Raw genomic sequence first — 24,781 nt, forward strand, 5'->3', positions numbered from 1 at the left:
AGGGGGTGAGCGGGGGAGCGGCGCGCGGCATGCTGTCGGCCATGACGACCGAGCAGCCGCCGGCCCCGGCCCTGAGCCCCGCCGAAGGATGGGAGAGGTTCTTCCGCTGGGGCCCCTACGGCCTGCTGGCCCTCGGCACCGTGATGGCCGCGGCCACCGCGGGCCAGGTGATGTCGACCGCCGGGACGTACGCGGCCGGGGGGCTGGTCGTGGCCGCGCTCGCCCTGGAACTGTGGCGGAGCCGGACGCGCCCCGGCCGCTCGGAGCGGGACCCGGCGGCGTGCGCCTACTACGCCGTGCGGACCGCGCTGGCGTTCGTCCTCTCCTGGCTGAACCCGTTCTTCTCGGTCTACGCGGTGATCGGCTACTTCGACGCGCAGGACCTGCTGCCCGCGCGGTGGGTCCGGCCGGGACTGTTCGCGACGGCCGTGACGATGGCGGGCTCGCAGTCCGGCGGACTGCCGCCGGGGTCGGTGACGCAGTGGGTGGCCTTCGGCGCGCTGTACGCGCTCAACGCCGGGCTCGCCCTGGTCTTCGGCCACCTCGGCGCGAAGGAGGCGCAGGAGGCCGCGGTCAGGGCCGCCACCATCGCCGAACTGGAACGCGCCAACGCCCGTCTGGAACAGGCCCTCGCCGAGAACGCCGGCCTCCAGGCCCAACTCCTGCTCCAGGCGCGAGAGGCCGGGATCAACGACGAACGGCGCCGGCTCGCCGCCGAGATCCACGACACCATCGCGCAGGGCCTGGCCGGGATCGTCACCCAACTCCAGGCCGTCACCGCCGCCGAGGACCCGCGGTCCGCCCGCGAACACCTCGACCGCGCACAGGAACTGGCCCGCCGAAGCCTCGGCGAGGCCCGCCGCTCCGTACAGAACCTGGGCCCCGCCGCCCTGGCGCACGACGCGCTGCCCGAGGCCCTGGAGAAGGCGGTCTCCGAATGGGGCGAACGGACCGGCCTGCGGGCCGAGTTCACCGTCACCGGCACGGTGGAACCGCTGCACGACGAGATCGAGGCGACCCTGCTGCGCATCGCCCAGGAGGCCCTGGCCAACACCGCCCGGCACGCCCGCGCCGGCCGCGTCGGCGTCACCCTCTCCTACATGGACGGCGAGGTCACCCTGGACGTGCGCGACGACGGCCGCGGCTTCGACCCGACCGCCCCGCCGCCGCGCACCGCCTCCGGCGGCTTCGGCCTCGACGGCATGCGCGCCCGCGTCGAACGCCTCGCGGGAACCGTCGACATCGAGTCCGAACCCGGACAGGGCACGGCGGTCTCGGCCCGCGTACCGTTGGTGCGCCATGACTGAGAGAACCGAGCGGACCGGACGGGTGATCACCCTCCTCGTCGTCGACGACCACCCGGTCGTCCGCGACGGGCTGCGCGGCATGTTCGAGACGTCCCCCGAGTTCGAGGTGCTCGGCGAGGCGTCCGACGGCGTCGAGGCCGTGGACCTCGCCGGCCGGCTCGACCCGGACGTCGTCCTGATGGACCTGCGGATGCCGGGCGGCGGGGGAGTGGAGGCCATCGCCGAACTCGCCCGCCGGGGCGCCCGCGGCAAGGTCCTCGTCCTCACCACGTACGACACGGACTCCGACACGCTGCCCGCGATCGAGGCGGGCGCCACCGGCTACCTGCTCAAGGACGCCCCGCGCGAGGAGTTGTTCGCGGCGGTCCGCGCGGCGGCCGAGGGACGCACCGTCCTCTCCCCGGCCGTCGCCTCCCGCCTGGTCTCCCGGGTCCGCACACCCCCGAGCGGCACCGGGGCACCGCTCAGCGCCCGCGAACGCGAGGTCCTCGCCCTCGTCGCCCGGGGCACCCCCAACCGCGAGATCGCCCGACTGCTGTTCATCAGCGAGGCGACGGTCAAGACCCACCTCACCCACCTGTACGCGAAACTGGGCGTCAACGACCGCGCGGCCGCCGTCGCGGCGGGCTACGACCGCGGCATCCTGGGCGGCCGGGGAGACCAGCGACCGGCCGACGCGGCCCCACACCGTGCCGTGGACCGACGCGAGCCCCGAGGAGCGGGGGAGGGCGACACTCCGGCACGTCCCGGGGGCGTCACGGCCGGTCGTCGAGGTAGTGCGCGCGGCCCTCGTCGTCCAGGTCGAACGGGCCCGGGGGGATGACGCAGAACTCGTTCCCCTCGGGGTCGGCCATGACCAGGAAGCCGCCCTCCGCGTACTGCCCGAGGTACCGGCCGCCCAGCGCCTCGATCCGCTCGCGCTCGGCGGCCGGGTCCGGGGAGGAGAGGTCCAGGTGGACCCGGTTCTTCCCGGTCTTCGGTTCGGCGACCCTCTGGAAGCCCACCACCGGGCCGTCACCGGGGGAGAGCCAGAGGTACGGGCCCGTCCGCGCCCCGATCGGCCGGCCGAGGAGCCGGGACCAGAACGCGGCCAGCCGCTCGGGGTCGGCGCAGTCGACGACGATGGCCCTGATGCCCAGGGCCCTGGTGTTCGGATCGGTGTTCGGATCGGTGTCCGGAGGAGTGCCCGTCATCCCCCGATGCTCCCAGAACGCGGGCCGGACGTCCGCGCACCGGCCGGAACCGGCCCGACTCCGTTACGGGTTCTCCGCCTCGGCGCCCCCTCCGTCCCGCCCTCCGGAGCGGAGTCGGCCGCCGGCGCGTCCGCGGCGAAGAACGAAGGAAGGGCGACGCCGGAGTGCCGCGGGGTCAGGGCGCCAGGAGGGTGTGGAGGAGGGCCACCGAGCGCTCGACGTACGGGACGGGGGAGTCCTCGCCGTCGACCGGCTCGTCGCGCGACCACCGCTCCAGGCCGGTGCGCACCGCGGTCAGCGCGACCGAGGCGATCAGGTTCGGCACCTCGTCGTCGGGCTGCCGTCCCATCCGCTCGGCGACCGTCGCGGCGACGCCCGTCCGGAAGGTGTCGAACTGCGCCAGCATCGCGGCCAGGACGCCGGGGTGTTCGTGGGCGAGGGCGAAGATGTCGTGCATGTCCCGGCGTTCCGGCGGGCTCTCGGCGAGCTGCCGCAGGAGCAGCCGGGTGAGGTCCCGGAGCACCTCCCCCGGCCGCGCGGGCCCGGCGGCGACGAACGCGGCGGCCGCCTCGGAGGACAGCTCGCGGGGGCCGAACACCGCCGCCGCCTCCTTGTTCGGGAAGTAGTTGAAGAACGTGCGCGGCGAGACGCCGGCCTCGGTGCTGATCATCTCGATGGTGACCTTGTCGAAGCCGTGCCGCCGGGCCAGCCGCAGCGCCGCGGCGTGGATCTCCTGACGTGTCTCGCGGCGCCTGCGTTCGCGCAGACCTTCGCCCGTGGGACTCACGCCATCGATTATTGCACGCTCTGCACAATGTTCCTTCTCTGCACGTATTGCATGGTGTGTATGTGATCGTTCGCCGTCCGCCGACAGGTCGCCTTCGCCCGGACGGTGACCGGATCCGGGCTCGACGTCGCCGGCCCCGGGGTCCGGGACGCCGCGAACGCGTTCCCCGCGGCCGCCGCCGGCGCCCCCTGCGGCCCCGACCGGACCGGACGTTCGAGGGTCTGCCACACCGCGGCCCACCGTGTCCCCACTGTTCTGGAATATCACCCCAACGGAGGACATGCCGCATTTCCCCGAGGCGGCACGGGAAGCCACTTCGCGACCGATCACCGCACTTGGACCAACCCAAGTGCCGTTCCGGAAAGGGCATTTCCTGCCATGCGTCGTTTCGTCGCGGTCCTGCTCGGTACGTTCGCCTTCCTCGCCGCCCTCACCGCTCCCGCCGCCGCGGTGGGGGTCGATCCCAGCGCACTGGTCCCCGCCGCGGAAATCGCGTTGGAGGGGGCCGGCCTCACCCTCTGAACCGGCTCCCGGCCGCCCGACGAGGGCGGAAGCCGCGTGACGGTGGCCCGTACACCCCGACGGGGGCGTACGGGCCACCGCCCTGTTCGCGGACGGTGCCCGGACGCGCCGGGTCTCCCCGCCGGGAACGCGGCCCTCGGCGCTCGTTAGGGTTGCGCGGAGAGGACAGGCGGCGAAGGGAAGGGAGCAGGCCGTGACCTCGGCGACCGTGCTCGCCCCGTACCGCGGCCCCCGGCCCTCCGCGCCCCCGCGCGGACGGACCGCGCCCCGCCGCCCGCGGATGAAGATTTCCTCATGCGGCCTTCATGCGGAGGCCCTCCCCGCACGCCGACACTGCTTCCCATGCCTCTGAAGCAGCGAGCCCTCACCCTGACCGCCGTCGTCGCGATCCCGCTGGGGATCGCCGCGACCAGCTACGCCCTGACCGACACCCCGCCGGCGGAGAAGGCCCCCGCGGAGGTGCGGATGGAGAGCGGCACACCGTCGGCCGGACCGACGTCGAGCCCGAAGGACGAGGTGGTCTCGCCCCGACCGCAGGACGCCGACGACGCCGACGACGACGCGGGCGGAGGACGGGACGACGCCGACGACGACCGGGACGACGGGCCCGCCGGCGCCTCCCCGAGCAGCAGCGGTTCCGCCGGCGCGGACGACGAGGACGACGGATCGGGTGACGACTGACCGCCCCAGGATCTCCGCGCGGGTCCGCATCCTGCTGTGGCTGCTGGTGGTGATGGCGGTGGCCCTGGCGGCGGTCGCCCTGTCCACCCGGTCGGTGCTGCTGCGCGACGTGGACCACCGCGTCGACCGGCTGCTCGCCCAGGAGACCCAGGAGTTCGCCAACTTCGTCGACCAGGGCATCGACCCGGACACCGGGCGGCGGTTCACCGACCCCGAACGGCTGCTGGTGGTCTTCCTCCAGCGCCAGTACGCCGACCCCGACGAGGAACTCCTGGGCCTGGTGGCCCGCGAGGGCGCGAAGCCCGCGATCAAGACCCAGTCCCGCGAGGCCCCGGTCGACTCCCCGCTCGCCGAGGACGGCGCCCTCGCGGAGATCTTCGCCTCGGACGCCCCCACCGGCACCCTCGACCGCCCCTCCGGCGAGGTGCGCTGGGCCAAGGTCACCGTGCGGGCCGACCCCACGGCGGCCTTCGTCGTCGCCTTCCACCCCGCGTCGGAGGAGCACCGGGTGAACGAGATCTTCACCATGTTCCTCGCCGCCTCCGGAGTGGCCCTGATGCTCACCACCGGCATCGGCTGGGTGATCGCCGGGCGCATCCTCAAGCCCGTCCGGGTGGTCAGCAACGCGGCAGCCGAGATCACCGAGCAGGACCTGACGCGCCGCATCCCCGTCCAGGGCACCGACGACATCGCCGCCCTGACCGTGACGTTCAACGCCATGCTGGACCGGCTGGAGCGCGCGTTCGCCGCCCAACGGGAGTTCGTCGACGACGCGGGCCACGAACTGCGCACCCCCATCACCATCGTCCGGGGCCACCTGGAGCTCATGGGCGACGACCCGGCCGAACGGGAGGAGACCGTCCGGCTGGTCACCGACGAACTGGACCGGATGAGTCGGATCGTGGAGGACCTGCTGCTGCTCGCCAAGGCCGAACGGCCGGACTTCCTGCGGCCGGAACCGGTGCAGCTCGCGGAGCTCACCGCGGACATCTTCGTCAAGGCCCGCGCCCTGGGGGACCGCGACTGGCGGCTCGCCGAGGTCGGCGAGGGCGTGGTGGAGCTGGACGAACAGCGGATCACCCAGGCCCTGGTGCAGCTCGCGCAGAACGCGGTCCAGCACACCGTCGCGGGCCAGACCGTACGGATCGGCTCCCGCCGCACGGGCCCGCGGGTCGAGCTGTACGTGGCGGACTCGGGCCCGGGCGTGCAGGAACAGGACCGCGAGGTGATCTTCGAGAGGTTCCGGCGCGGCACGGCACGGCGCGGGGCCCGCGGCTCCGGGGCCGGGCTGGGCCTGTCGATCGTGAAGGCCATCGCCGAGGGCCACCACGGGAGGGTGGAGCTGCGCACCACTCCCGGCGGCGGCGCGACATTCACACTCGTACTGGAGAGCCCGGGAGAGGCACCGTGAACCGGATTCTGATCGTCGAGGACGAGGAGCGCATCGCTTCGTTCGTGGACAAGGGGCTGCGGGCCAACGGGTTCACGACCACCATCGCCCGGGACGGCGACACCGCGTACGACTACGCGCGCACCGGCGGCTTCGACCTGGTGCTGCTGGACATCGGCCTGCCCGGCCGGGACGGCTTCACCGTCCTGCGGGAGCTGCGCGAGGCCCGCGTCACGGTACCGGTGATCGTCCTCACCGCCCGCGACTCGGTGCGGGACACGGTCGCGGGACTGGAGGGCGGCGCGGACGACTGGATGACCAAACCCTTCCGCTTCGAGGAGCTGCTCGCCCGGGTCCGGCTGCGGATGCGCACCGCGGCGCGGGCGCCGGAGGTGACGGTGCTGCGCGGCGCGGGCGTCGACCTGGACCTGCGCACCCGGCGGGCCCGCGCCGGCGGCGACACGGTCGACCTGACGGCCCGCGAGTTCGTCCTGCTGGAGCTGTTCCTGCGCCACCCCGGACAGGTGCTCTCCCGGGAACAGATCCTGTCCCACGTGTGGGGCTACGACTTCGACCCCGGCTCCAACATCGTGGACGTGTACGTCCGCGCCCTGCGCAAGAAGCTCGGCCAGGGCGTGGTGGAGACGGTGCGGGGCATGGGCTACCGGCTGTCGCGCGGCTGAATCCGTCTCTTCGGCGCGCATCCGCCGGTAACCCGCCATCAGGTGAAATTTTCCTCATCATCGGTTCACGGAACACTCACCGTGCCGCCGGACGCTTGACGGCATGACGTTGACGCCCCGCCGCGCGGTGACCCTCTGCGTGGCCCTGAGCCTGATCGCCGTGCTCGCCGTTCCCACGGCCCTGCCCGGTCTGAGCGGCGACGCGCGGATCACCCTCGCCGTGTTCGCCCTCGCCACCTGCGCGTGGGTGGGCACCCGGATCGACGACACGTACATCGCGCTCGGCGCCGGCCTGGCCCTCACCGCGGTCGGCGTGATCAGCAGCGAGACCCTGTTCGGCACCCTCGGCGACGAGACCGTCTGGCTGCTGATCTGCGCCTTCGTGCTGGCCGCCGCGGTGACCCGCAGCGGGCTCGCGGGACGGGGCGCCGTGTTCCTGGTCACCGGGGCGCGGTCGGTGCGTCAACTGGTCCACCTGACCACCGCGGCGCTGGTGGCGACGGCCTTCGCGGTGCCGTCCACCTCCGGCCGGGCGGCGCTCGCCCTGCCGGTGTTCCTCGCCATGGCGAAGGTCCTGGCGGAGCGGAGACGGTTGGTCGTCATGCTGGCCCTGCTCTTCCCGACCGTCATCCTGCTGTCGGCGGTGGCCACGCTGATCGGGGCGGGCGCGCACCTCATCACGGTCTCGGTGCTGGAGGAGGCCACCGCCGTCCGGATCGGCTTCACCGAATGGCTGCTGCTGGGACTGCCGCTCGCGGTGGTGTCCTCCCATGTCGCGGCCGAGGTGGTGCTGTCGACCACCACCCGGCGCGAGGACCGGCGCGGACCGATCCGGATCACCGCCGAGGACGTTCAGGCGCACAGCGCGCACCCGGTCACCGGGCCGCTCTCCGCGGGGGAGAGCCGGGTGGTGCTGCTGCTGGCCACGGTGGTGGTGCTGTGGAGCAGCGAGTCGCTGCACGGCGTGCCCCCGGCCGTGGTGGCCCTGATCGGCGCGGTCGTCGCGGCGTCCCCCGCGCTGGGCACCGTGCGGCTGAAGGACGCGCTCAAGACCGTGCCGTGGTCGTTGCTGCTGTTCATGGCGGCCACGATGGCGATGGGCGTGGCGCTCGCGGACTCCGGGGCGGCGGCCTGGCTGACGCGGGGGCTGCCCGAGGACGTGCCGCCGTGGCTGTTCCTCGCCGCGATCGTCGTGGTGAGCACCGTCGCGCACCTGCTGATCCAGTCCCGTTCGGCCCGCTCCGCGGTGCTGGTGCCGCTGGTGGTCGTGGCGGCGGTGGACACCGGGGTGAACCCGGTGGCCGCGGCGCTGGCCTCCACGGCCGCCGCGGGCTTCTGCCACACCCTGCCGGCCTCGGCGAAGCCGGTCGCGCTCTTCGCCGACGTCCCCTCCGGGACACCGACGTACACCCCCCGCGACCTGCTGCGCATGTCCGCGGTGCTGGCCCCGCTGAGCGCGGCGCTGGTGCTGGTGTTCGCCCTGGTCGTCTGGCCCGCGCTGGGCGTGGCCGTCACCGCCTCCTGACCGCGCCCCACGGCGTCCCCACGACGTCACACGACACCCGCGCCGAACCCGTCCTCACGACACCCGTGCCGAATCCGTGCCGAACCCGTGCCAAGGAGTCCCCGATGATCCGACACATCGCCATCGCCCCCTCGGGCTTCAAGGAATCGCTGTCCGCCCGCGCCGCCGCCGAGGCCATCGCGACCGGGGCGCGCCGGGTGCTGCCCGGCGCGTCCTTGGACCTGATCCCCCTGGTGGACGGTGGCGAGGGCACCGCCGAGGAGTTGGCGACCGCGAGCGGTGGCCGGCTGCTGCCGGTCCGCGCCACCGGCCCGGTCGGCACCCCGCTGACGAGCCACATCGCCCTGCTGCCCGACGGCACGGCGGTGGTGGAGATGGCGGCGGTGGCGGGGCTGTCCCTGGTGCCGCCCGCGCTGCGCGACCCGGGCGCCACCACCACCTACGGGGTCGGCCAACTGATCCGCGCCGCGCTCGACGAGGGCGCCCGGCGCATCCTGGTCGGCTGCGGGGACTCGGGCACCTCCGACGGCGGCGCCGGCGCCCTCCAGGCCCTGGGCGTCCGCCTCCTCGACGGCGACGGACGCGAACTCCCCCGGGGAGGAGGGGAGTTGTCCAGACTGCGGCGCATCGACGCCTCCGGGCTCGACCCGCGGACGGCGGCCACCGAGATCCTGGTCGCCTGCAACCCCTTCAACGTGCTGTGCGGGCCGCGCGGCGTGGCGCGCGTCTTCGGACCCCAGAAGGGAGCCACCCCGGCGCGGGTGGAGGAGCTGGCGGCGGGGCTGGAACAGTGGGCCGCGGTGCTGGAGAGGGACCTCGCTCCCACCGGGACGGACCTGCGGCTGGGCCCGGGCACGGGCGCGTCGGGCGGTCTCGGCGCCGGGCTCGCCGCGCTCGGCGCGACGCTCGCGCCCCGCTTCGAGGTGCTGCTCGACCAGGTGAACCTGGACGCACGGCTGGCCCGTGCCGATCTGGTGCTCACCGCGGAGGGCGCGCTGGACAGCCAGACGCCGCGGGGCAAGGTTCCCGCCGAGGTCGCCCGGCGGGCCAAACGCGCCGGACGCCCGGTCCTCGCCCTCGCCGGCACCCTCGGGGAGGGCGCCCACGAGGTGCGCGGCGCGGGCGTGGACGCGTGGAGCGGCATCCTGCCCGCACCGGTCACCCTGGCGGAGGCCCTGCTGCGCGGTGCGGAGTTCCTGGCCGACGCCACCGAGCGGGCGCTGCGGATGGTGCTGATGGGCATGCGCGCGGCGGCACCCGTGGACGCGGCGCCCGTCGACGCGGCCGGGACGGCCGCCCCGCCGCGGGTGGCCGCGCTTCCGGACCTCGGAGGGCGGTGACGGCGCCTCCGCGCGCGGCGCGGGCCGCGCGGTGGCCGGCCGCCGGGGCGCCTCGCCGTCGGGGTCCGGCCGCCGTCAGAGCCCGAACAGCCGCGCCGCGTTGTCGTGGCAGACCGCGCGCAGCCAGGCCGTGCCCAGGCCGGTCCGTTCCAACGCCTCCAGCGCCTCGGCGTAGCCGTAGGGGATGTTGGGGAAGTCCGTGCCGAGCAGGACCCGGTCCCCCAGCTCGGCGAGGCGGGGGAGTTCGCTCCGCGGGAACGGCGCGACGGATTCGGTGAACCCGGTGAACGCCATGGTGGTGTCCAGCATGACCCTCTCGTGGCGCTCGGCCAGATCGAGGAACTCGGTGTACTCCGGCATCCCCAGGTGCGCGACGACCAGCCGCAGCCGCGGATGCCCGGCGAGCAGCACGGCGATCGGTCCGGGCCCGGTGTGGGCGGCGGGCACCGGCCCCGATCCGCAGTGGGTCACCACCGGGACCCCGCTCTCGGCCAGCAGCCCCCACACCTTCTCCAGCAGCGGGTCGTTGGGGTCGAACCCGCCCACCTGGATGTGGCACTTGAACACCCGCGCCCCCTGCCCCAGGGCGCGCCGCACGTCGTCGAGCGCGCTCGGCTCGGCGAAGAACGTCGCCGTGTGCAGGCAGTCCGGCGTCCGCGCGGCGAAGTCGGCGGCCCAGTCGTTGAGCCACCGCGCCATGCCCGGCTTGTGCGGGTACAGCATGGAGGTGAACGCCCGGACGCCGAAGGCGCGCAGCACCTCCAACCGCCGCTCCTCGTCGGCCCGGTAGGCGATCGGCCAGGGACGGCCGACGAGCGGCCCGGCCGCGTCGAAGTAGGCCCACACCTTCGTCAGCACGCGCTGCGGCATGAAGTGCGTGTGGACGTCGATCAGGTGCGTCAGGCCCACCCGCCGCCGGAACTCCGCGACCCTGGCCCGCTCCTCCTCGGCCCGCTCCCCGTCCGGGGCCGTCTCCCGCCCCCGGGCGCGCTCGGTCTCGTGTGACATGCCCGCCACTGTAACCACCGCGCGGGCGGCGGCCGGTGGGGTCGGCGTCCCACCGCGCGAGCTCCTCCACCAGCCGGGCGGGGGTGGTGAAGAGGTGGCCGCGCATGTCGGTCGCCTCGGCGGCCCGCACGTCGACGTGGCGGTCGTCGACGAACAGGACGCGCTCCGGTTCGGCGCGCAGGGCGTCCAGGCACCACCGGTGGGCGTCCGGATCGGGTTCGGCGCGGCCGATGCGGCGGGAGAAGGCGCGCACCCGGAAGTGCCGCGGCCGGGGATGGTGCGCCTCGTGGTGGGCGGCCGACTCCTCCGGGACCTCGGACAGCAGCGCGATCCGTCGGCCGGACGCCGCGAGCTCCTCGACCAGGGCGACCATGGTGTCGTCGACGGTGCTCCGACCGGCGGTGTCGGCCTCCACGAGTTCCGCGATCCGGCGGTCGTCGAAGCGGGCGCCGAGGGCGTCGGCCGCTCGGCGCCGGTAGTCGGGGCCGGTCGTCTCCCCGCGGTCGTACGGCGGGCGCAGCGCCCGGTGGGTCTCCCGGAAGGCGGGGGCGGGAGCGGGCAGGCCCGCCGTCCGGACCAGCCGTTCCCGGCCCTCCGCGGACCGGTGGCGCGCGATGACGCCGAACAGGGCGAAGGGCACGGTGCCGGTCGCGTGGGTCACACCTTCCTCACGGTCACGCCCGCGGCGGCCAGGGCGTCGGTCTCGTCGTCCGGGGCGGTCTCGTCGGTGACGACGGCGTGCAGGGCGGAGACGGGGGCGACGAAGGCCAGGGCGGTGCGGGAGAACTTGGCGCCCTCCGCGACGGCGACGACGCGGCGGGAGGCGTCGATCGCGGCGCGCTTGACGGCGGCGTCGTCCAGGTCGTAGGCGGTCAGCCCGTCGGCCGCGGCGAGGCCGCAGCAGCCGATGACCGCGGTGTCGAAGCGCAGGCTCGCCAGCGAGGCGGTGGTGAGCGGGCCCGTCAGCGCCAGTTCGCCCGGCCGCGGCCGGCCCCCGGGGATCAGCAGCGTCAGATGCGGCGCCCCGGCCAGCGCGTTGGCGCCGTGGAGGGAGAGCGGCATCACGGTCAGACGGCGCTGTTCGAGGGCGCGGGCCACCTCCAGGCAGGTGGTGCCGCTGTCGAGCACGACGGACTCGCCGTCGGAGAGCATCCCGGCGACCTCCGCGGCGATGCGCCGCTTGGCCTCCCGCCCCTCCTGCGCCCGCAGCGCGAACGGGGGTTCCTCCCCGCGCAGCAGCAGGCTCCTCGCCCCTCCCCGGTAGCGCTCCAGGACCCCCTGGGCGGCCAGGGTCTCCAGGTCGCGGCGGATGGTCATCTCCGAGGCGCCGGTGAGCTCGGCCAGCTCGGCGACGCCGATGCGACCCGCCTCGCGTACGGCCTCGGTGATCCGTCTCAGTCGATCCGTGCTTGCCACGCATCCATTGAACACCATCTCTGTTCGTAAACCGACCTTACGAACAGAGAACATGTTGGATATGTTCGTTCCGTGAGAAGAACCCTACGGGCCGCCCGGCTGGCCACCTTCGTCTACTTCGCCCTGAACGGCTTCCTCCTGGGGATGTGGATCGTCCACATCCCCGCCGTCGAGCACCGCGTGGGGATCGACCACGCGGTGCTCGGCTGGCTCCTGCTGCTGCTCGGCGCGGGCGCCTTCACGGGCATGCGGCTCACCGGCCCGCTCGCCGACCGCTTCGGCGCCCGCGTCGTCGTACCGGCCGGCGCGGCGCTGTGCAGCGCCGCCCTGATCCTGCCGGGCCTGGCCGTGAACGCCTGGACGCTGGGGGCGGCGCTGTTGGTGTTCGGCTTCGGCAACGGCTGCCTGGACGTGAGCATGAACGCCCACGCCGTCCAGGTCGAGCGCGGCTACCGGCGGCCCGTCATGTCCGCCTTCCACGCCGTCTTCTCCATCGGCGGCGTCCTCGCCTCGCTGGTCGGCGCCCGTACGCTCGGCTGGGACTGGAGCCCGACGAGGACGCTGGGCGCGATGGCGCTCCTCGGCCTGCTCGTCTCCGTGCTGGCCGCTCCCGCGCTGCTGCGTCCCGAGCCCGCCGCCGCGGCGGAGACCCCCGCCGCGGCGGGGAGGACGGTGCCGCGCCGGACGCCCCGCCGCATCCGGGTGCTGGCCGCGCTCGCGCTGATGCTCATGCTGAGCGAGGGCGTGGCCAACGACTGGAGCGTGCTCCACCTGCGGGACGTCCTGGGCGCGCCCGAGGCCACCGCCGCCCTCGCCTACGGGGCCTTCGCCACCGCCATGACCGTCGGACGCCTGCTGGCCGACCGGGTGGCCGCGCGCTTCGGCCCGGTGGCCGTCGTCCGCCACGGCGCCGCCACGGCCGCGCTCGGCCTGACGGTGGCGGCGCTGTCCCCGTGGATCCCCCTGGCCCTGGCCGGCTGGACGCTGTTCGGCATCGGCCTGTCCGGCAGCGTCCCCCAGCTCTTCAGCGCGGCGGGCCACGCCGACCGGGACGCCGCCGGGGCCAACGTCTCCCGCGTCGCCGGACTCGGCTACCTCGGCATGCTCGCCGGGCCCGCCGTCATCGGGCCGCTGACCCACCTCGTCCCGCTCAACCTCACCTTCTTCCTGCCCGTGGCGCTCTGCCTCGTCGCCGTGTGGAAGGCGGACGTGCTGCGTCCCGCCGGAGCCGAGACCGGGGAGCCGGACGACGGGACCGGTCCGCTGCCCGAGGAGGCCGCCTCCCCGTCGCCGTCGTCGCCGTCCCGCTGACCGGAGGGGGCGAGCGACCGCCGGAGCCCTCCGCCGCGCGGCGGAGGGCCGGCGGTGGTCCACGGCCGGAACCTCCGGCTCCGCTCGCTCCGCGCGCCGCGTCCCCTCCGCCCCGAGAGCCCGAGGAGCCCGGCGCGGGCGCCGCTCGGCGCGGAACTCCCCGCGCACGGGGCGTGCCCGACCGCGCCTCAGCCGCGGTCGGGCACGCGCAGGGCGAGCAGGGCGACGTCGTCGTCGTTGTCGGGGGGACGGGTGCGGTCGAGGAGCAGGTCGCAGAAGGAGTCCAGGGGGTGGTGGGCCAGCGCGGCGGCGTGCCGGCGCAGCCGGGCCAGCCCCTCGTCGATGGAACGGCCGGGCGACTCGATCAGACCGTCGGTGTAGAACACCACGGTGGACAGGGGCGGCAGCGCGAGGAAGGCGTCGGTGCGGCAGGGGGTGATCCCCGTGCCGAGCAGGAGGCCGTGCCCGGTGTCCAGGAAGCGGGACCGCCCGTCGTGGCCGACCACGAGCGGCGGCGGATGGCCGGCGTTGGTCCAGTGCAGCCCCCACCGGCCGTCCCCGGAGACCTCCAGCCGGGCGAAGACCATGGTGGCCATCGACGCCTCGGCTATCTGCACCACCGCCCGGTCGAGCCGGTCGACGATCCTGCTGGGGGCCTCCTGGTGGGACCAGGCGTAGGCGCGCAGCATGTTGCGGACCTGCGCCATGCCGGCCGCGGCGTCGAGGTCGTGGCCGATCACGTCGCCGATCACCAGGGCGGTCGCCCCGTCGGGGAGGACGAAGGCGTCGTACCAGTCGCCGCCGACCTGGGAGGCGTGTGGCGCGGGCATGTAGCGGGCGGTCATCTCCAGCCCCGGCACCCGGGGCAGTTGGGGCAGCAGATGGCGCTGCATGGTCTCGGCGACCCGCCGCTGCCGCTGGTACAGGCGCGCGTTGTCCAGCGCGAGCCCGGCCCGGCGCGCGATGTCGTCGAGCAGCGAGAGCTCGGCGGGGGTGAACGCCCTGGGCTGCTCGGAGCGGCCCAGGGTGAGGGCCCCGAGCACCTCCCGCAGACCGCGGATCGGCGCGATGGCCGCGGAGTGCATGCCGGTCGCCCGGAACAGCTCGCGCTGCACGACCGCGATGCCCGAGTCCGGGGTGCCCTGGTACCTCTCGGGACCCACCAGCGCCGACGCCGCCCCGCGCAGCGCCCGTGACAGGGGCATCGGGGACTCCTGCGGGACCGGCGGCATCGGCCCCTCCAGATCCTCCCGGTGCACCAGGGCGCCGTCCTCGTGGTGCACCACGGCGGTGCGCCACACCTCGGCCTTCTCGGTGATCAGGTCCACCACCGCCCAGTCCGCCAGGCGGGGCACCACCAGCGCCACCAGCCGGTGCAGCGCCTCCTCGACGTCCAGGGTCGAGGTGAGCCGTGTGGTCGTCTCGGCGAGCAGGGCCAGGCGGTCGAGCTCCGACAGCGGCGCGGCGGGGTCGCCGGGCTCCCATCCGACGACCTCGTGGGGAGAGGGCGTGTGGAGCAGCACCACGGCGCCCATCGCCTCCTCGCCGAGCCGGCAGGGGGTGAGCAGCCAGGACAGCGGCAGCAGGGAGCCGTCCCCGCGTTCGAACCACTCCCGCTCGCCCTGTGCCGTCCGGCCGCTGAGGAACGCCTGCAACATCAGGCACCGGGCGCGGGGCAGCGTCTGCCCGCGGTCGTCCCGGTGCAGCAGGTTGTGGGCGTCCTGGCCGAGGAGTTCCTCGGCGGGCCTGGCGAAGAGCGTCTCGGCCCGGTGGTTCACCCCGATGATGTGCCCCTGGTCGTCCACCACGCACACCCCGGCGTCGGGAATGTCCGGCAGTCCGCGCAGCAGCCGCTCCGCCGCCTCGGCGGGCTGCTGCCCGGCGTTTTCGCCGGTCCTCTGGACGATCACTCCCGAACCTCCTCGGTCCGCCCTCCGTCTCTCGCTGTCTACCCTCCCACGAACCCGACCACGATCGGACGGTGCTCGTCTTCGCCTCGGGGCCGGGACCGGGGCGGTCGCGACGGGGCGCACGGGGCGGGTCGCCGGCCCCGCCGGCGCGGCGCGAGGAGGCCCGCCACGGACGCCAAGCCGGTACGGCCGCCGTGGCGCGTCGGGGAGGGCGGAGCCGCTCCGAGGCGCAGCGCCGCCGGGCGCGCGGGTCCCCGGTGCGTCGGCGGAGGCCCGGCGGGCGGTTCCCGCGCCGGCTCGCCGCCCGCTTCCCGACGCGGGCGGCCGGCGGGACCGCTCAGGGCTTGCGGGCGACCGCGGCGTAGCAGGCGGCCTCGGCGTCGGTGATGTTGCCGGGCTCGTCCTCGGGGTCGGGCCGCCAGCGGTGGGAGGTGGTGACGCCCGGCTCCAACAGCTCCCAGCCGTCGAAGAACCGGGTGAACTCCTCCCGGGTGCGGGCCTGCCCCGGCGTTCCCGCGGCGCGGTAGGCCTCGGTGAGCCGCGCTATGCCCTCCGGGTCGAAATCGGGCGTGACGTGGCTGATGGCCAGGGTGCTGCCCGACGGCAGGGCGTCCTTGAGGAACTCGACGATCTCGTGCGCGCGGGTCCGGCCGGGCACGAAGTGCAGCAGCGCGTTGAGGCTGAGCGCCACCGGCCGGTCCAGGTCGAGGGTCTCGCGCACCTCGGGGGCGTCCAGCAGCGCGGCCGGGTCGGTGACGTCGGCGTGGGCGTAGGCGGTGCGCCCGGCGGGGTGGCTGCGCAGCAGGGCCTGGGCGTGCGCGAGGACGATGGGGTCGTTGTCGGCGTAGACCACCCGCGACTCGGGCGCCACCTCCTGGGCCACCTCGTGGAGGTTGGGCGAGGTGGGGATGCCGGTGCCGACGTCGAGGAACTGGCGCATCCCGGCACGGGCGAGGTGACGGGTGGCACGGTGCATGAACCGCCGGTTGGCGCGGGCGGTGACCAGGATCGAGGGGAAGACGGCCATGGCCCGTCCGGCGGCCTCGCGGTCGGCGGGGAAGTTGGTGTGACCGCCGAGGTAGTAGTCGTACATGCGGGCCGAGTGCGCCCGGTCCAACTCCAGGTCGATCACGCCGTCGTCGGCCACCGCGTCGGACACCCCGATCCCGCCTTCCGTCTCGGTCCGTCGTCGTCCCCACGGCCGGCCGCGGCCTCGCCCGCGCCGCGCGCGGCCCGTCCCGCTGCCGGTCCGGCCGTTCGCTCGGGGCCCAACTGGCGTGGCACCATGGCCGGTTGGGGATCGACGGTGTACTGTACCGTCTCCTCCGCCGGCCATGAGGACAATCGCCTCATCGCTTCGGGAAAGCTCCACGCACCATCGCTTCACATCGCCTTCGGCGGCACCCGCGATCCGATCGGCCGGTGGACGGAGGCCGCGCCGCGCCGGCGACCGTCCTCGTGACGGAGCGTCGCGGCGGCCGGCGAACCAGGAACCCGTGACCGAAGACCCGACCAGCAGACTCACGGAGCCGGGAACAACCCGCGGTGAACACACCCGACAACGTCCCCATCGACGTGGACGACAACCCCCCGCACTCGCCCACCTCCCACCGGCGGATGGCCCTGACCTTCGACGCCTTCCACGAGTACCACCACAGACTGTGGCTGCGGTACGCCCGAACCCAGGTCGGCGGCCGAGCCGCCGCGGAGGCGGTCGTGGAGGCCGCATGCCACAGGCTGCTGCGCGACTGGAGCCACGTGCTGGAACAGGAGTCCGTCGCCGCGTACGCCTGGGCGGTTCTCAAGGAGCACATCCGCGACTGGCTGACCGAACACGACCGGGAACCGGCCCTGACGGAGACGGCCGCCTTCGACGCGGCCTGCACCGCGCGCCTGCTGCCCGAACTGCGGGACGAGTACGGCGCGTACGGCGACCACGGCGGACACGGCCCCCACGAGGAGTACGACGAGTACGCGGCGCTGGAGAGAGGGATCGGCCTGTACTCGGCCATAGCCGAGCTGCCCGAGCGGCAGCACGACGTCATCGTCCTGCGGTACGTCCTGGGCTGCACCGACGAGCAGGTCGCCGAGTACCTGGGCTGCGGCCGGGCCGCTCTGCGGTCGCACGTGCGGCACGCCAAGAGGAAACTGGCGGCCCGGCTGAACCTGCGACGGGACCAGAGGACAGGAGAGAGGTAAGTGCGCGGCACCGACGAGCACCGGACGATCGACGCGTTGCTGGAGGACGCGGAGGTACTCGGCGAGGAGTACGACGACTACGACTCCGCCGCGGCCCGCGAACGCATCGCCCGCGGCCCGGCCGACGCCTGGCACCCGGCACCGCGGTGCCCGTCGTCCGCGCCGGGGTCCGGGGCGTGGCGCTACCGCACCGTCCACGAACAGGCCGCCCACGACCTCGACCTGGCCGTCTCCCTGGTCGTGGGCGCGCCCGGGGCGGCGGAGAGCCTCGCGCGGCTGGTCGACCACCGGCGCGTGGAACCCGAGGGGGCGCTGGTCTTCGCCTGTCTGCTCCATCTGGTCGGCCACCGCGAGGCGGCCCAGTTCTGGTGGCAGTTCGCGGCCGGCGGCGGCAGCCGCACCGCGGCCTTCTGCCTCTACCTCCACCACCGGCGCCTGGCGGAGTTCCGGGACGCCGACCACTGGCGCGACCAGGCCGCCCGACTGGGAAGCGCCCGCCGCGCCCCCGCGGCCTCCGTGCCGGGCCTGAACGGATTCCTCCTGCCGGACGCGATCCGCCGGAGTCTGCTCCGCCAGTGCCACCGCGGGCGGCACCTGCGACTGCCGCCCGCGGTGGAGGCCGTCGTCAACCGGCTGCGCGTCGCCGGTGACGACGAGGACTTCGGGGAGATCCCCCAGCCCGATCCCGGACTGCCCGCCGAGATCGCCGGCCTCCGTCCGGAGTAGAGGGGCGCGGGCGACCCGAGGGCGGACGGTGCCCACCGGGCAGCCGGCGAGCGCGCCGCCGGGCTGTGGCCTGTGCCGCGCCATCGAAGAAAAGTGTGCCAAGCGGACGAGCGCGCGCCGTGCCGCACCCGGCCGCCGTGTTGGAGAGGCCTTGCGTCCCCGACGGCCCGGACGGGACGATCGGGGACGTCGGCGACCGCGACGTCGCCGTCGACGAGGCGCTGCCGGGGGCGTGCCGACGTGCCCTGGAGTGGACGACGCCCGTTCCGGGAAGGGGCTGACGAGCCGTCCGCTCAGGCGGTCACGTCGAGGTCCGCACCGGAGAGGCTCTCCGTGTGGGGGAGGTGCCCGGCCCGGTGCGCCGCGATCCGCCAGGCGTCGACGACCGCCCGACGGGCCCGCGCGGTGGCCGTGACGACGTCGCCGGAGAGCCGGACGGGCGCCCCGACGTGGACATGGACGTCGGGACGGCGCAGCGGCGCGGTGACGAACCCGGCGACCTGCTTGACGGTGGACCCGGAGCTGATCCGGCGCGACCCCGCCTGCCCGAGCGGGACGATCGGGGCGCCCGTGGCCAGCGCCAGCCGGGCCAGGCCGCTGCGGAACGGGCCGGGCTCCGCCTCGCCCGCGTCGGTGCGGCGCGGCAGGCCCCCCTCCCCGTAGATCAGGACCACGCGCCCCGCCGCGAGCGCGGCGGCGGCGGCCTCCAGCGACGCGGCGGCCCGGGCGGTCCCGCGGTGCACCGGGACGTGTCCCTCGCGGACGAGCGCGTGCCGCAGGCCGGGGATCCGCCACAGTCCGGCGGTGGCCAGGACGACGGGCTCCGTGCCCAGGCGGTGGAGGGCGGCCAGGACGACGCCGGGGTCGACGAGCGAGGTGTGGTTCGCGGCGACGATGCTGCCGGGGGCGAGGTCGGCGTCGGGATCGGAGGTGACCCGCAGACGGCCGAGCGCGGGGACGACGGTACGGGCGACGGTGCTGAGCACGGCGGGTCTCCTCTGCGTTCTCCGAACGCCGGACGGGTGTGGTGGTCCGATCCTCGCCCGGAGACGCCCGTGGGCGCCTGAGTAGCCGTACTCATCCGCGTCCGGCGGCCGTACGCGGTGTCGCCCGGACGCCCCGGCGGGGAGGGGCGGCCTCCGCCGGTACGCCGGCCGGGACGATGGAGCCCGGGGAAAGAAAAGTGTGCCAAGCGAAAGAACAGAGGTCCGATCACCCCCACGGGGGAGCCGCCGCGCCCTCCGGGACGTGCGCGGTCCCGTCCGGCGTCCCAGGGTGGAGAGGAGGGGTCACCGGATTCCGGCAGCGGGAGAGGACGAGATGGCCGAGGTACTGAGGCACGCGGACATGTGCAAGGCCCTGAGGAGGGCGGCCCGCCGTCAGGAGAAGGCCGTCGGGCACCTGGAGACGGCGATCGCGAACATCGAGCGCCTGCTGGAAGAGGAGCGGAAGAGGCCCGACCGCGACGAGCGCCACTTCCACGCCCTGGAGGAGTCGTTGGAGGAGTTCGAGACGGAGCTGAGGGACATGCGTCACACCCTCGCGGAGCTCCTGGACCACATCCGGGACGTCTGCGACCGGTGAGGCGGGGGGACCCCGCGCCCGTGCGACTCGGCGCTCCGCGCGGACACGGGGTCCCGCCGGCTCACGCCCGTCGCTGCGGCTTGCGGCCCAGGCCGCCGGCGACCAGCAGGCCGGCGATGTCCAGCGGCGCCTTCACCGGCTCGTCGGGCTGCCAGTAGGGCAGGTAGACCACGCCGGGCTCGACCATCTCCAGCCCCTCGAAGAAGGCGGCGATCTGCGCCATGCTGCGCAACTGCCCCCGGCCCAGGGCCTGGCGCAGCACCGCCTCCAGCCCACGGGCCTCGGGTGTGGAGGAGCAGAAGTGGGTCAGCAGCAGGTAGCCGCCCGGCGGCAGCCATTCCTTGTAGGTCTCCACCAGCCCGACCGGGTCCTCCTCGTCCAGGAGGTGGTGGACCACGGCGTTGAGGATCAGTCCCACCGGACGCTCCGGGTCCAGCATCCGCGTCACGTCCGGGTGGTCGAGCAGGACGTCGGGCTCGCGTATGTCGGCGGTCACCACGACGGTGCGGTCGTCGTTCTCCAGCAGGGCCCGGCCGTGGGCGAGCACGATCGGGTCGTTGTCGACGTAGACGACCTTCGCCCGGGGGTTGATCTCCTGGGCGACCTGGTGGGTGTTCTGCGCGGTCGGCAGGCCGGAGCCGATGTCGAGGAACTGGTCGATGCCCTGGCGGGCCAGGTGGCGCACCGCGCGGACCAGGAGTCTGCGGTTGGTCCGCGCGCCCTCCCCGCCGTCGGGGAACGCCTTGGCCACCTGCTCGGCGATCTCCTGGTCCACCGGGTAGTTGTCCTTGCCGCCCAGGATCGCGTCGTAGACCCGCGCGATGCTGGGGACGGAGGTGTCGATCTCGACCGGTTCCTCGGCCGGGGGGTTCCGGGTCCAACTCATCTCGTCGGCCATGCGCTTGTTCCTCCGAATATCCGATGGGTCGTCAGGGTGGGGCCGGGGCGCGGCCGCCGGCGCGTCGTGCGGCGGTGGCCGGCCGTCGGCGTCGGCGTCCGCGCCCTGGCTCCGCGCGCGTAGCCGGCCGTGGGGCTCCCGGCCCGTGGACGGACCGGGAGCCCCGTGTGGTGCGGTGGTGCGGTGGCGTCAGGAGAGCAGGAAGTCCGCCTTCCCCGCCTTGGCGCCCTGGATGAACGCGTCGATCTCCCCGCGGGTGTAGATCAGCGCCGGACCGTCGGGGTCGGTGGACTGGCGGAGGGCGACCCGGCCGTCGGGCAACTTCCTGACCTCCACGCAGTTGCCGCCGTTGCCCCCGCTCCACGGCCTCAGCCAGCCCTCGGTGCCGAGGTCGCTGGCGCGCATGCCGTTGTATATGCGGTCCATGTCAGAGCTCCTTGCGGAGATCCCGGAGGATCTCCCTCGTGCGTCGTGCTGTTGCCGCCTGGGCCGACATGCGGTCCAGGAGTTCGAGGTGGGAGGCGACCTCGGTGCGCTCGTCCAGGTAGACGGCACCGGTGAGGTACTCCACGTAGACCATGTCGGGGAGCTCGGGCAGGCCGAAGCGGAACAGGACGAAGGGACCGTAGGTGCCGGGGTGGAACCCGGCGGAGAACTCGGCGATCTGCAGGGTGAGGTTGGGCCGCTCGCTCTCCTCCAGCAGTTTGTCGATCTGGGCCCGCATGACGTCCGGCGTACCGACGCGGCGGCGCAGCGCGGTCTCGTCCACCAGGACCCACAGGTGCGGGGGGTCGGCGCGGGTGAGCAGCTTCTGGCGTTCCATGCGGAGCGCCACGTGCCGCTCGACCTCCGCCGGGGAGGTCCGTCCCACGGCTCCGGTGCGCAGCACGCACCGGGCGTACTCCTCGGTCTGGAGGAGGCCGGGGACGAGTTGGGGCTCGTACGCGCGGATGACCTTCGCCGAGTTCTCCAGGCTGACGTGGACGCTGAACCAGTCCGGCAGCACGTCGCGGAACCGCTGCCACCAGCCGGGCCGGTTGGCCTCCTCGGCGAGCGCCACGAAGGTCTCGACGTCGGGGCCGGACACTCCGTACGCCTCCAACAGCAGGCGCACGTACGGGATCTTCAGGGCGACCTCGGCCGTCTCCATCCTGCGGATCGTGGCGGAGGCGACATGGAGGACCTTGGCGGCCTCCTCGCGCTTCAGGCCGGCCTTCTCGCGCAGGTCCTGAAGCCTTCTTCCCAGCACGAGTTGACCCACGGTCGGGGCCGACCGGGGTTCACTCACCGGACGTCTCTCCTGGTCTCCTGGCCATGTTCCGCAGTGTGCCATGCCGTCCGCGAGGCGAACACCCTGCACCCGCAATTCTGCACTTTTCAGAGTGACCCTTGCCAACTGGGCGCGGCGGACGCATAGTTGGCGGTGTGACACGGTTCACCTCGTCGAGGTCGCGTGCGTGCTGCACGCTCCACGACCTCCGCCTCCCCCACAGGACAGGACCGGCCGCGCCGGCCGGCGAGCCCGCGCCTTTGCCGGCGGGGACCACTCTGGCGGCCACCCCGCGGCGAGAGAGGTTCGCGCTGCCCGCGCGGGCGGAGTCCGTGGCGGTCGCGCGCCGCCGGGTCCGTGCGCGGCTGGACCGCTGGGGCGCGGACGCGCGGGCCCGTGACACGGCGGTCCTGGTGGTCTCGGAGCTGTTCACCAACGCGGTGGTGCACACCGGCAGCGAGACGGTGGTGTGCGAGGTCCGCAGGGACCGGGAAGGGGGAGACGAGCAGGTGTCCATCGAGGTGCGCGGCCACCGACCCGGCCGGCCGGCCGCGACCGGCCGCCTCCCCGAGGAGGAGTGCGGACGCGGCCTGCTCCTGGTCCAGGCGGTGAGCACCGCATGGGGCCTGGACGACACCGAGGGGCGCTGCGGCTGGTCGGTGTGGGCCCGTCTGCCCCTGATCGGTGCGGCGTGCTGACGCCCTCGTCCGGCCTCCTCGCCCGCGGTCTGCGCGGACTGTGCCGCCTGGGCGGTCCGGGCGCTCCGCGCGGGAAGGCCCCGGCGGAGCGTCCTCGCGAACGCCTGCTGCTGCCGTCCGCCCTGCGCGCCCCCCTCGGGTACGACGCCGTCGGGGTGGACGCCGGTCTCGGGCCGCGCGTCCGGCGCGGTCTGCGCCGCACGGGGTGCGTGTTCGCCGACGCCGAGCGGTGGTGGTGGATCGTGCCCGCCCGGGCCGACGCCGGCCTCGTCTGGCCCGAGCCGGCCCACTACGCGCCCGACGCCCTCGTTCCGGCCCGCGCCTCGGGTACCGGGCCGTGCCTGGCCCACTGGCCCGAGGACGACGTGCCCTACACCCACCCCGTCATGCTCTACATCGTCGTGTGCAACGCCCTGGGCGTCCGCCCGGACTGGAGCGCCGACCCGGTGAACGCGCCCGCCGCGCACCGCCGAACGGCGGACGGGCGTCAGGCGCTCCGCGCGACGGGCACGTACTTGTAGCCGACGCGCCGCACGGTGGCGATGCTGCTCCGGTGGACGGGGCCGAGCTTGCGGCGGAGCCTGGCGACGTGGACGTCGATGGTGCGGCTGTCGCCCACGTGGTCGTAGCCCCACACCGCCTCCATCAGGTGGGCGCGGGTGTGGACCCGGTGCGGATGGGCCGTGAGGTGGGCCAGCAGCCCGAACTCCAGGTAGGTCAGGTCCAGGGGGTGACCGTCGATCGAGGCCGTGTACCGGTCGGGGTCGACGTGGAGTCCCGAGGACGGTTCGCGGGGCGGCTCCGGTGGCTCCTCCGCCCGGGGTCTCTCCACGCGCCGGACCGTGAGGTCCTGCGCGAACAGGTCGGAGACCCGGGCGGTCTCGGGGGCGAGCACCACATAGGTGACCAGCCGTTCCGGGGTGTGTCGGTCGACGGTCTCGACGGTGTCGTTCGTGCCGGTGGGGACGGTGATGGTGTGGTTCACCGTGATCGATCCTTCGCATGGGTGGTGGGAGGTGCGGGCGCGGCCGGACGCGACCGCGCCCGCGGGAGGACTCGGGCCGCGACGGGGGTGTGGTGCGGCGCCTCGTCCCCCCGGAGGTCCGGACGCGGGCTCCGTCGGCGGAGGTGCGGTGGGACGGCTGTGTGCGAGCGCTCCTCCGCCGTCAGCGGAGGGAGCCGGCCGCGTCCTCGAAGGCCGTGGTGCTCAGCGGCAGGGAGTCGACGAAGGCGTCGACGACGTCGAACAGGCGCAGTTCCGCCTCGGCGGCGAGGCGGGCCGTGCCGTCCGGCCGCCGTTCGATGGAGCCGTCCAGGAGGAAACAGCCGTTCACCACGTGGCGGGCGTCCAGCGCGGCCAGCACCGGCCGCAGCGCGTAGTCGATGGCCAGGACGTGCGCGAGGCTGCCGCCGGTGACCAGGGGCAGCACGGTCTTTCCCGACAGGGCCGACTGCGGCAGCAGGTCCAGGAACGACTTCAACAGACCGCTGTAGGAGGCCTTGTACACCGGCGTGGCCACGATCAGCCCGTCGGCGGCCGTGACCCGGTCGACGGCGGCGCGCAGCTCGGGGGTGTCGGTCCGGCCCGCCAGCAGGTCCTCGGCCGGCAGGTCGCGTATCGCCAGGTGTTCGGCGTCGTAGCCGGTGGCCGAGAGCCGGGCGATGGCGTGCTCGACCAGCAGCGCGGTGCGCGAGACCCGGGAAGGGCTGCCGGAGAGGGCGAGGATGGGGTTCATGGACGATCTCACTCCACGGGAGGAAGGGGAAACGGTGTGGGGATTCCCGGAGCGACCGGTCACGGTCGAGGCGTCCGTCGCGTCCCCGAGGCGCTCCGCACAGGGGTGACGGGGAGCGGTGGACGGGCGTGACGCGCCGCCGTGTCGGAACGAGGAAATCCGGAAAATCTCCGCCCGAAATCTCGGACGGCGCATGGAGTCGCAGAGTACGCGCGAAAGGGGAGGATCGGCCGACGGCGCGGCTCAGTGAGCGGCGGCACAGATCGCGCTGGCATGGCGTCGCAGATCGACATGCAGGCGCGCCACGAGAATCTCGGCGTTCCTCATGGCAAACAAGAATGTCAGCGAAAACGAAAGACGTCAACGTTCTTTTTCGGACGCCGTCGCCGCGGAAGGGGCGGGGATCTCGCGTCAGCGCAGGAAGAAGCCGGTGGGAGGGGAGAGGGAGGCGATTCCGTCGATTTCCTCGACGATGCTCCGGGCCGCCTGGCCTCCCGCCCGTCGCAGGAGAAAAGAACCGGGCGGAGTGGATATTCCGGTCCGGGAATGCGGGAAATCCGGTCGGGTGATTCCGGAAGCAGACCGGACGGCGAGCGC

27 protein-coding genes and 2 pseudogenes are annotated in these 24,781 nt (G+C 74.2%); 15 read left to right on the forward strand and 14 right to left on the reverse strand.

What is annotated here, in order from left to right:
- Nucleotides 1-41: 41 nt before the first annotated feature.
- Together ABD335_RS07855 and ABD335_RS07860 are read left to right on the forward strand one after the other, a co-directional pair.
- Complete coding sequence (locus ABD335_RS07855; RefSeq protein WP_344321384.1) at nt 42-1,307, forward strand: ATP-binding protein; 1,266 nt, start codon at nt 42-44, stop codon at nt 1,305-1,307.
- Nucleotides 1,300-1,956 (forward strand): annotated as a pseudogene (locus tag ABD335_RS07860) (response regulator); the annotation flags it as partial. The gene ABD335_RS07855 and the pseudogene ABD335_RS07860, both read left to right, overlap by 8 nt.
- A 106-nt stretch (nt 1,957-2,062) precedes the next feature.
- Here ABD335_RS07860 and ABD335_RS07865 read toward each other — a convergent pair.
- Entirely contained in the window at nt 2,063-2,500 is a 438-nt protein-coding gene (locus ABD335_RS07865) for a VOC family protein (RefSeq protein ID WP_344321385.1), read from the reverse strand.
- A 175-nt stretch (nt 2,501-2,675) separates the two neighbouring features.
- Nucleotides 2,676-3,287, reverse strand: a complete 612-nt coding sequence (locus ABD335_RS07870; protein WP_344321386.1) for a TetR family transcriptional regulator — start codon at nt 3,285-3,287, stop codon at nt 2,676-2,678.
- A 378-nt stretch (nt 3,288-3,665) separates the two neighbouring features.
- Between ABD335_RS07870 and ABD335_RS07875 the strand changes: the two genes are divergently transcribed.
- From ABD335_RS07875 to ABD335_RS07900, 6 genes are all read left to right on the forward strand, one after another.
- Complete coding sequence (locus ABD335_RS07875) at nt 3,666-3,809, forward strand: hypothetical protein (RefSeq protein WP_344321387.1); 144 nt, start codon at nt 3,666-3,668, stop codon at nt 3,807-3,809.
- Nucleotides 3,810-4,151: 342 nt separating this feature from the next.
- The gene (locus ABD335_RS07880; RefSeq protein WP_344321388.1) at nt 4,152-4,490 is read left to right on the forward strand and encodes a small secreted hydrophilic protein; all 339 of its coding nucleotides are present in this window, start codon (nt 4,152-4,154) and stop codon (nt 4,488-4,490) included.
- Nucleotides 4,491-4,542: 52 nt separating this feature from the next.
- Entirely contained in the window at nt 4,543-5,901 is a 1,359-nt protein-coding gene (locus ABD335_RS07885) for a sensor histidine kinase (RefSeq protein ID WP_425583573.1), read from the forward strand.
- Nucleotides 5,898-6,563 (forward strand): response regulator transcription factor, encoded by a 666-nt coding sequence (locus tag ABD335_RS07890; protein WP_344321390.1) that lies wholly within the window; start codon nt 5,898-5,900, stop codon nt 6,561-6,563. Before ABD335_RS07885 ends, ABD335_RS07890 begins: the two co-directional genes overlap by 4 nt.
- Before the next feature lie 103 nt (nt 6,564-6,666).
- Entirely contained in the window at nt 6,667-8,088 is a 1,422-nt protein-coding gene (locus ABD335_RS07895; protein WP_344321391.1) for an SLC13 family permease, read from the forward strand.
- Nucleotides 8,089-8,192: 104 nt separating this feature from the next.
- A complete protein-coding gene (locus ABD335_RS07900; protein WP_344321392.1) occupies nt 8,193-9,428 on the forward strand; it encodes a glycerate kinase family protein in 1,236 nt (411 codons plus the stop codon).
- Nucleotides 9,429-9,503: 75 nt separating this feature from the next.
- Here ABD335_RS07900 and ABD335_RS07905 read toward each other — a convergent pair whose 3' ends face one another.
- From ABD335_RS07905 to ABD335_RS07915, 3 genes and pseudogenes are all read right to left on the reverse strand, one after another.
- Entirely contained in the window at nt 9,504-10,436 is a 933-nt protein-coding gene (locus ABD335_RS07905; protein WP_344321393.1) for an amidohydrolase family protein, read from the reverse strand.
- A 160-nt stretch (nt 10,437-10,596) separates the two neighbouring features.
- A pseudogene (locus ABD335_RS07910) lies at nt 10,597-11,097 on the reverse strand (HAD family hydrolase); the annotation flags it as partial.
- Nucleotides 11,094-11,852, reverse strand: coding sequence for a DeoR/GlpR family DNA-binding transcription regulator (locus ABD335_RS07915; RefSeq protein WP_344321394.1), 759 nt, complete (start codon nt 11,850-11,852; stop codon nt 11,094-11,096). The pseudogene ABD335_RS07910 and the gene ABD335_RS07915, both read right to left, overlap by 4 nt.
- Before the next feature lie 72 nt (nt 11,853-11,924).
- Here ABD335_RS07915 and ABD335_RS07920 point away from each other — a divergent pair, with 72 nt between their 5' ends.
- On the forward strand, nt 11,925-13,163 hold the full coding sequence (locus ABD335_RS07920) for an MFS transporter (RefSeq protein WP_344321395.1): 1,239 nt from the start codon (nt 11,925-11,927) through the stop codon (nt 13,161-13,163).
- A gap of 188 nt (nt 13,164-13,351) precedes the next feature.
- On the opposite strand, the gene ABD335_RS07925 is transcribed toward ABD335_RS07920, so the two are convergent.
- Both ABD335_RS07925 and ABD335_RS07930 read right to left on the reverse strand, forming a co-directional pair.
- Nucleotides 13,352-15,073, reverse strand: a complete 1,722-nt coding sequence (locus tag ABD335_RS07925; protein ID WP_425583566.1) for a SpoIIE family protein phosphatase — start codon at nt 15,071-15,073, stop codon at nt 13,352-13,354.
- A gap of 337 nt (nt 15,074-15,410) precedes the next feature.
- Nucleotides 15,411-16,232, reverse strand: coding sequence for an SAM-dependent methyltransferase (locus ABD335_RS07930; protein ID WP_344321396.1), 822 nt, complete (start codon nt 16,230-16,232; stop codon nt 15,411-15,413).
- A 386-nt stretch (nt 16,233-16,618) separates the two neighbouring features.
- On the opposite strand from ABD335_RS07930, the gene ABD335_RS07935 reads away from it, so the two are divergent.
- From ABD335_RS07935 to ABD335_RS07945, 3 genes are all read left to right on the forward strand, one after another.
- The gene (locus tag ABD335_RS07935; protein ID WP_344321397.1) at nt 16,619-17,272 is read left to right on the forward strand and encodes an RNA polymerase sigma factor; all 654 of its coding nucleotides are present in this window, start codon (nt 16,619-16,621) and stop codon (nt 17,270-17,272) included.
- Complete coding sequence (locus tag ABD335_RS07940; protein WP_344321398.1) at nt 17,273-17,998, forward strand: hypothetical protein; 726 nt, start codon at nt 17,273-17,275, stop codon at nt 17,996-17,998.
- A gap of 137 nt (nt 17,999-18,135) precedes the next feature.
- Nucleotides 18,136-18,279: a hypothetical protein gene (locus ABD335_RS07945; protein WP_344321399.1), complete on the forward strand. Its 144-nt coding sequence runs from the start codon at nt 18,136-18,138 to the stop codon at nt 18,277-18,279.
- Nucleotides 18,280-18,291: 12 nt separating this feature from the next.
- Here the strand turns inward: ABD335_RS07945 and ABD335_RS07950 are convergent, their stop codons facing one another.
- The gene (locus ABD335_RS07950) at nt 18,292-18,984 is read right to left on the reverse strand and encodes a lysophospholipid acyltransferase family protein (RefSeq protein WP_344321400.1); all 693 of its coding nucleotides are present in this window, start codon (nt 18,982-18,984) and stop codon (nt 18,292-18,294) included.
- 334 nt (nt 18,985-19,318) lie between these two features.
- On the opposite strand from ABD335_RS07950, the gene ABD335_RS07955 reads away from it, so the two are divergent.
- Nucleotides 19,319-19,582: a hypothetical protein gene (locus ABD335_RS07955; protein WP_344321401.1), complete on the forward strand. Its 264-nt coding sequence runs from the start codon at nt 19,319-19,321 to the stop codon at nt 19,580-19,582.
- Nucleotides 19,583-19,643: 61 nt separating this feature from the next.
- On the opposite strand, the gene ABD335_RS07960 is transcribed toward ABD335_RS07955, so the two are convergent.
- The 3 genes from ABD335_RS07960 to ABD335_RS07970 all read right to left on the reverse strand — a co-directional run bounded on the left by ABD335_RS07960 (nt 19,644) and on the right by ABD335_RS07970 (nt 21,768).
- Nucleotides 19,644-20,480 (reverse strand): SAM-dependent methyltransferase, encoded by an 837-nt coding sequence (locus ABD335_RS07960; RefSeq protein WP_344321402.1) that lies wholly within the window; start codon nt 20,478-20,480, stop codon nt 19,644-19,646.
- 189 nt (nt 20,481-20,669) lie between these two features.
- Nucleotides 20,670-20,906 carry a DUF397 domain-containing protein gene (locus ABD335_RS07965; protein ID WP_344321403.1) on the reverse strand — a complete coding sequence of 79 codons (237 nt, stop codon included), beginning with the start codon at nt 20,904-20,906 and terminating at the stop codon, nt 20,670-20,672.
- 1 nt (nt 20,907) lies between these two features.
- Nucleotides 20,908-21,768: a helix-turn-helix domain-containing protein gene (locus tag ABD335_RS07970; RefSeq protein WP_344321404.1), complete on the reverse strand. Its 861-nt coding sequence runs from the start codon at nt 21,766-21,768 to the stop codon at nt 20,908-20,910.
- Between the two features lie 137 nt (nt 21,769-21,905).
- Here ABD335_RS07970 and ABD335_RS07975 point away from each other — a divergent pair, with 137 nt between their 5' ends.
- Both ABD335_RS07975 and ABD335_RS07980 read left to right on the forward strand, forming a co-directional pair.
- A complete protein-coding gene (locus tag ABD335_RS07975) occupies nt 21,906-22,448 on the forward strand; it encodes an ATP-binding protein (protein WP_344321405.1) in 543 nt (180 codons plus the stop codon).
- Complete coding sequence (locus ABD335_RS07980) at nt 22,442-22,969, forward strand: hypothetical protein (RefSeq protein ID WP_344321406.1); 528 nt, start codon at nt 22,442-22,444, stop codon at nt 22,967-22,969. Before ABD335_RS07975 ends, ABD335_RS07980 begins: the two co-directional genes overlap by 7 nt.
- On the opposite strand, the gene ABD335_RS07985 is transcribed toward ABD335_RS07980, so the two are convergent.
- The 3 genes from ABD335_RS07985 to ABD335_RS07995 form a co-directional block, all read right to left on the reverse strand.
- The gene (locus ABD335_RS07985) at nt 22,936-23,433 is read right to left on the reverse strand and encodes a winged helix-turn-helix domain-containing protein (protein WP_344321407.1); all 498 of its coding nucleotides are present in this window, start codon (nt 23,431-23,433) and stop codon (nt 22,936-22,938) included. The two genes, ABD335_RS07980 and ABD335_RS07985, sit on opposite strands and share 34 nt — an antisense overlap.
- 181 nt (nt 23,434-23,614) lie before the next feature.
- Nucleotides 23,615-24,184: an NADPH-dependent FMN reductase gene (gene ssuE / locus ABD335_RS07990; RefSeq protein WP_344321408.1), complete on the reverse strand. Its 570-nt coding sequence runs from the start codon at nt 24,182-24,184 to the stop codon at nt 23,615-23,617.
- Between the two features lie 243 nt (nt 24,185-24,427).
- Nucleotides 24,428-24,511: a putative leader peptide gene (locus ABD335_RS07995; protein ID WP_344321436.1), complete on the reverse strand. Its 84-nt coding sequence runs from the start codon at nt 24,509-24,511 to the stop codon at nt 24,428-24,430.
- Between the last annotated feature and the right edge of the window lie 270 nt (nt 24,512-24,781).

It is taken from the genome of Streptomyces macrosporus (assembly GCF_039533145.1).
GTDB lineage: Bacteria > Actinomycetota > Actinomycetes > Streptomycetales > Streptomycetaceae > Streptomyces > Streptomyces macrosporus.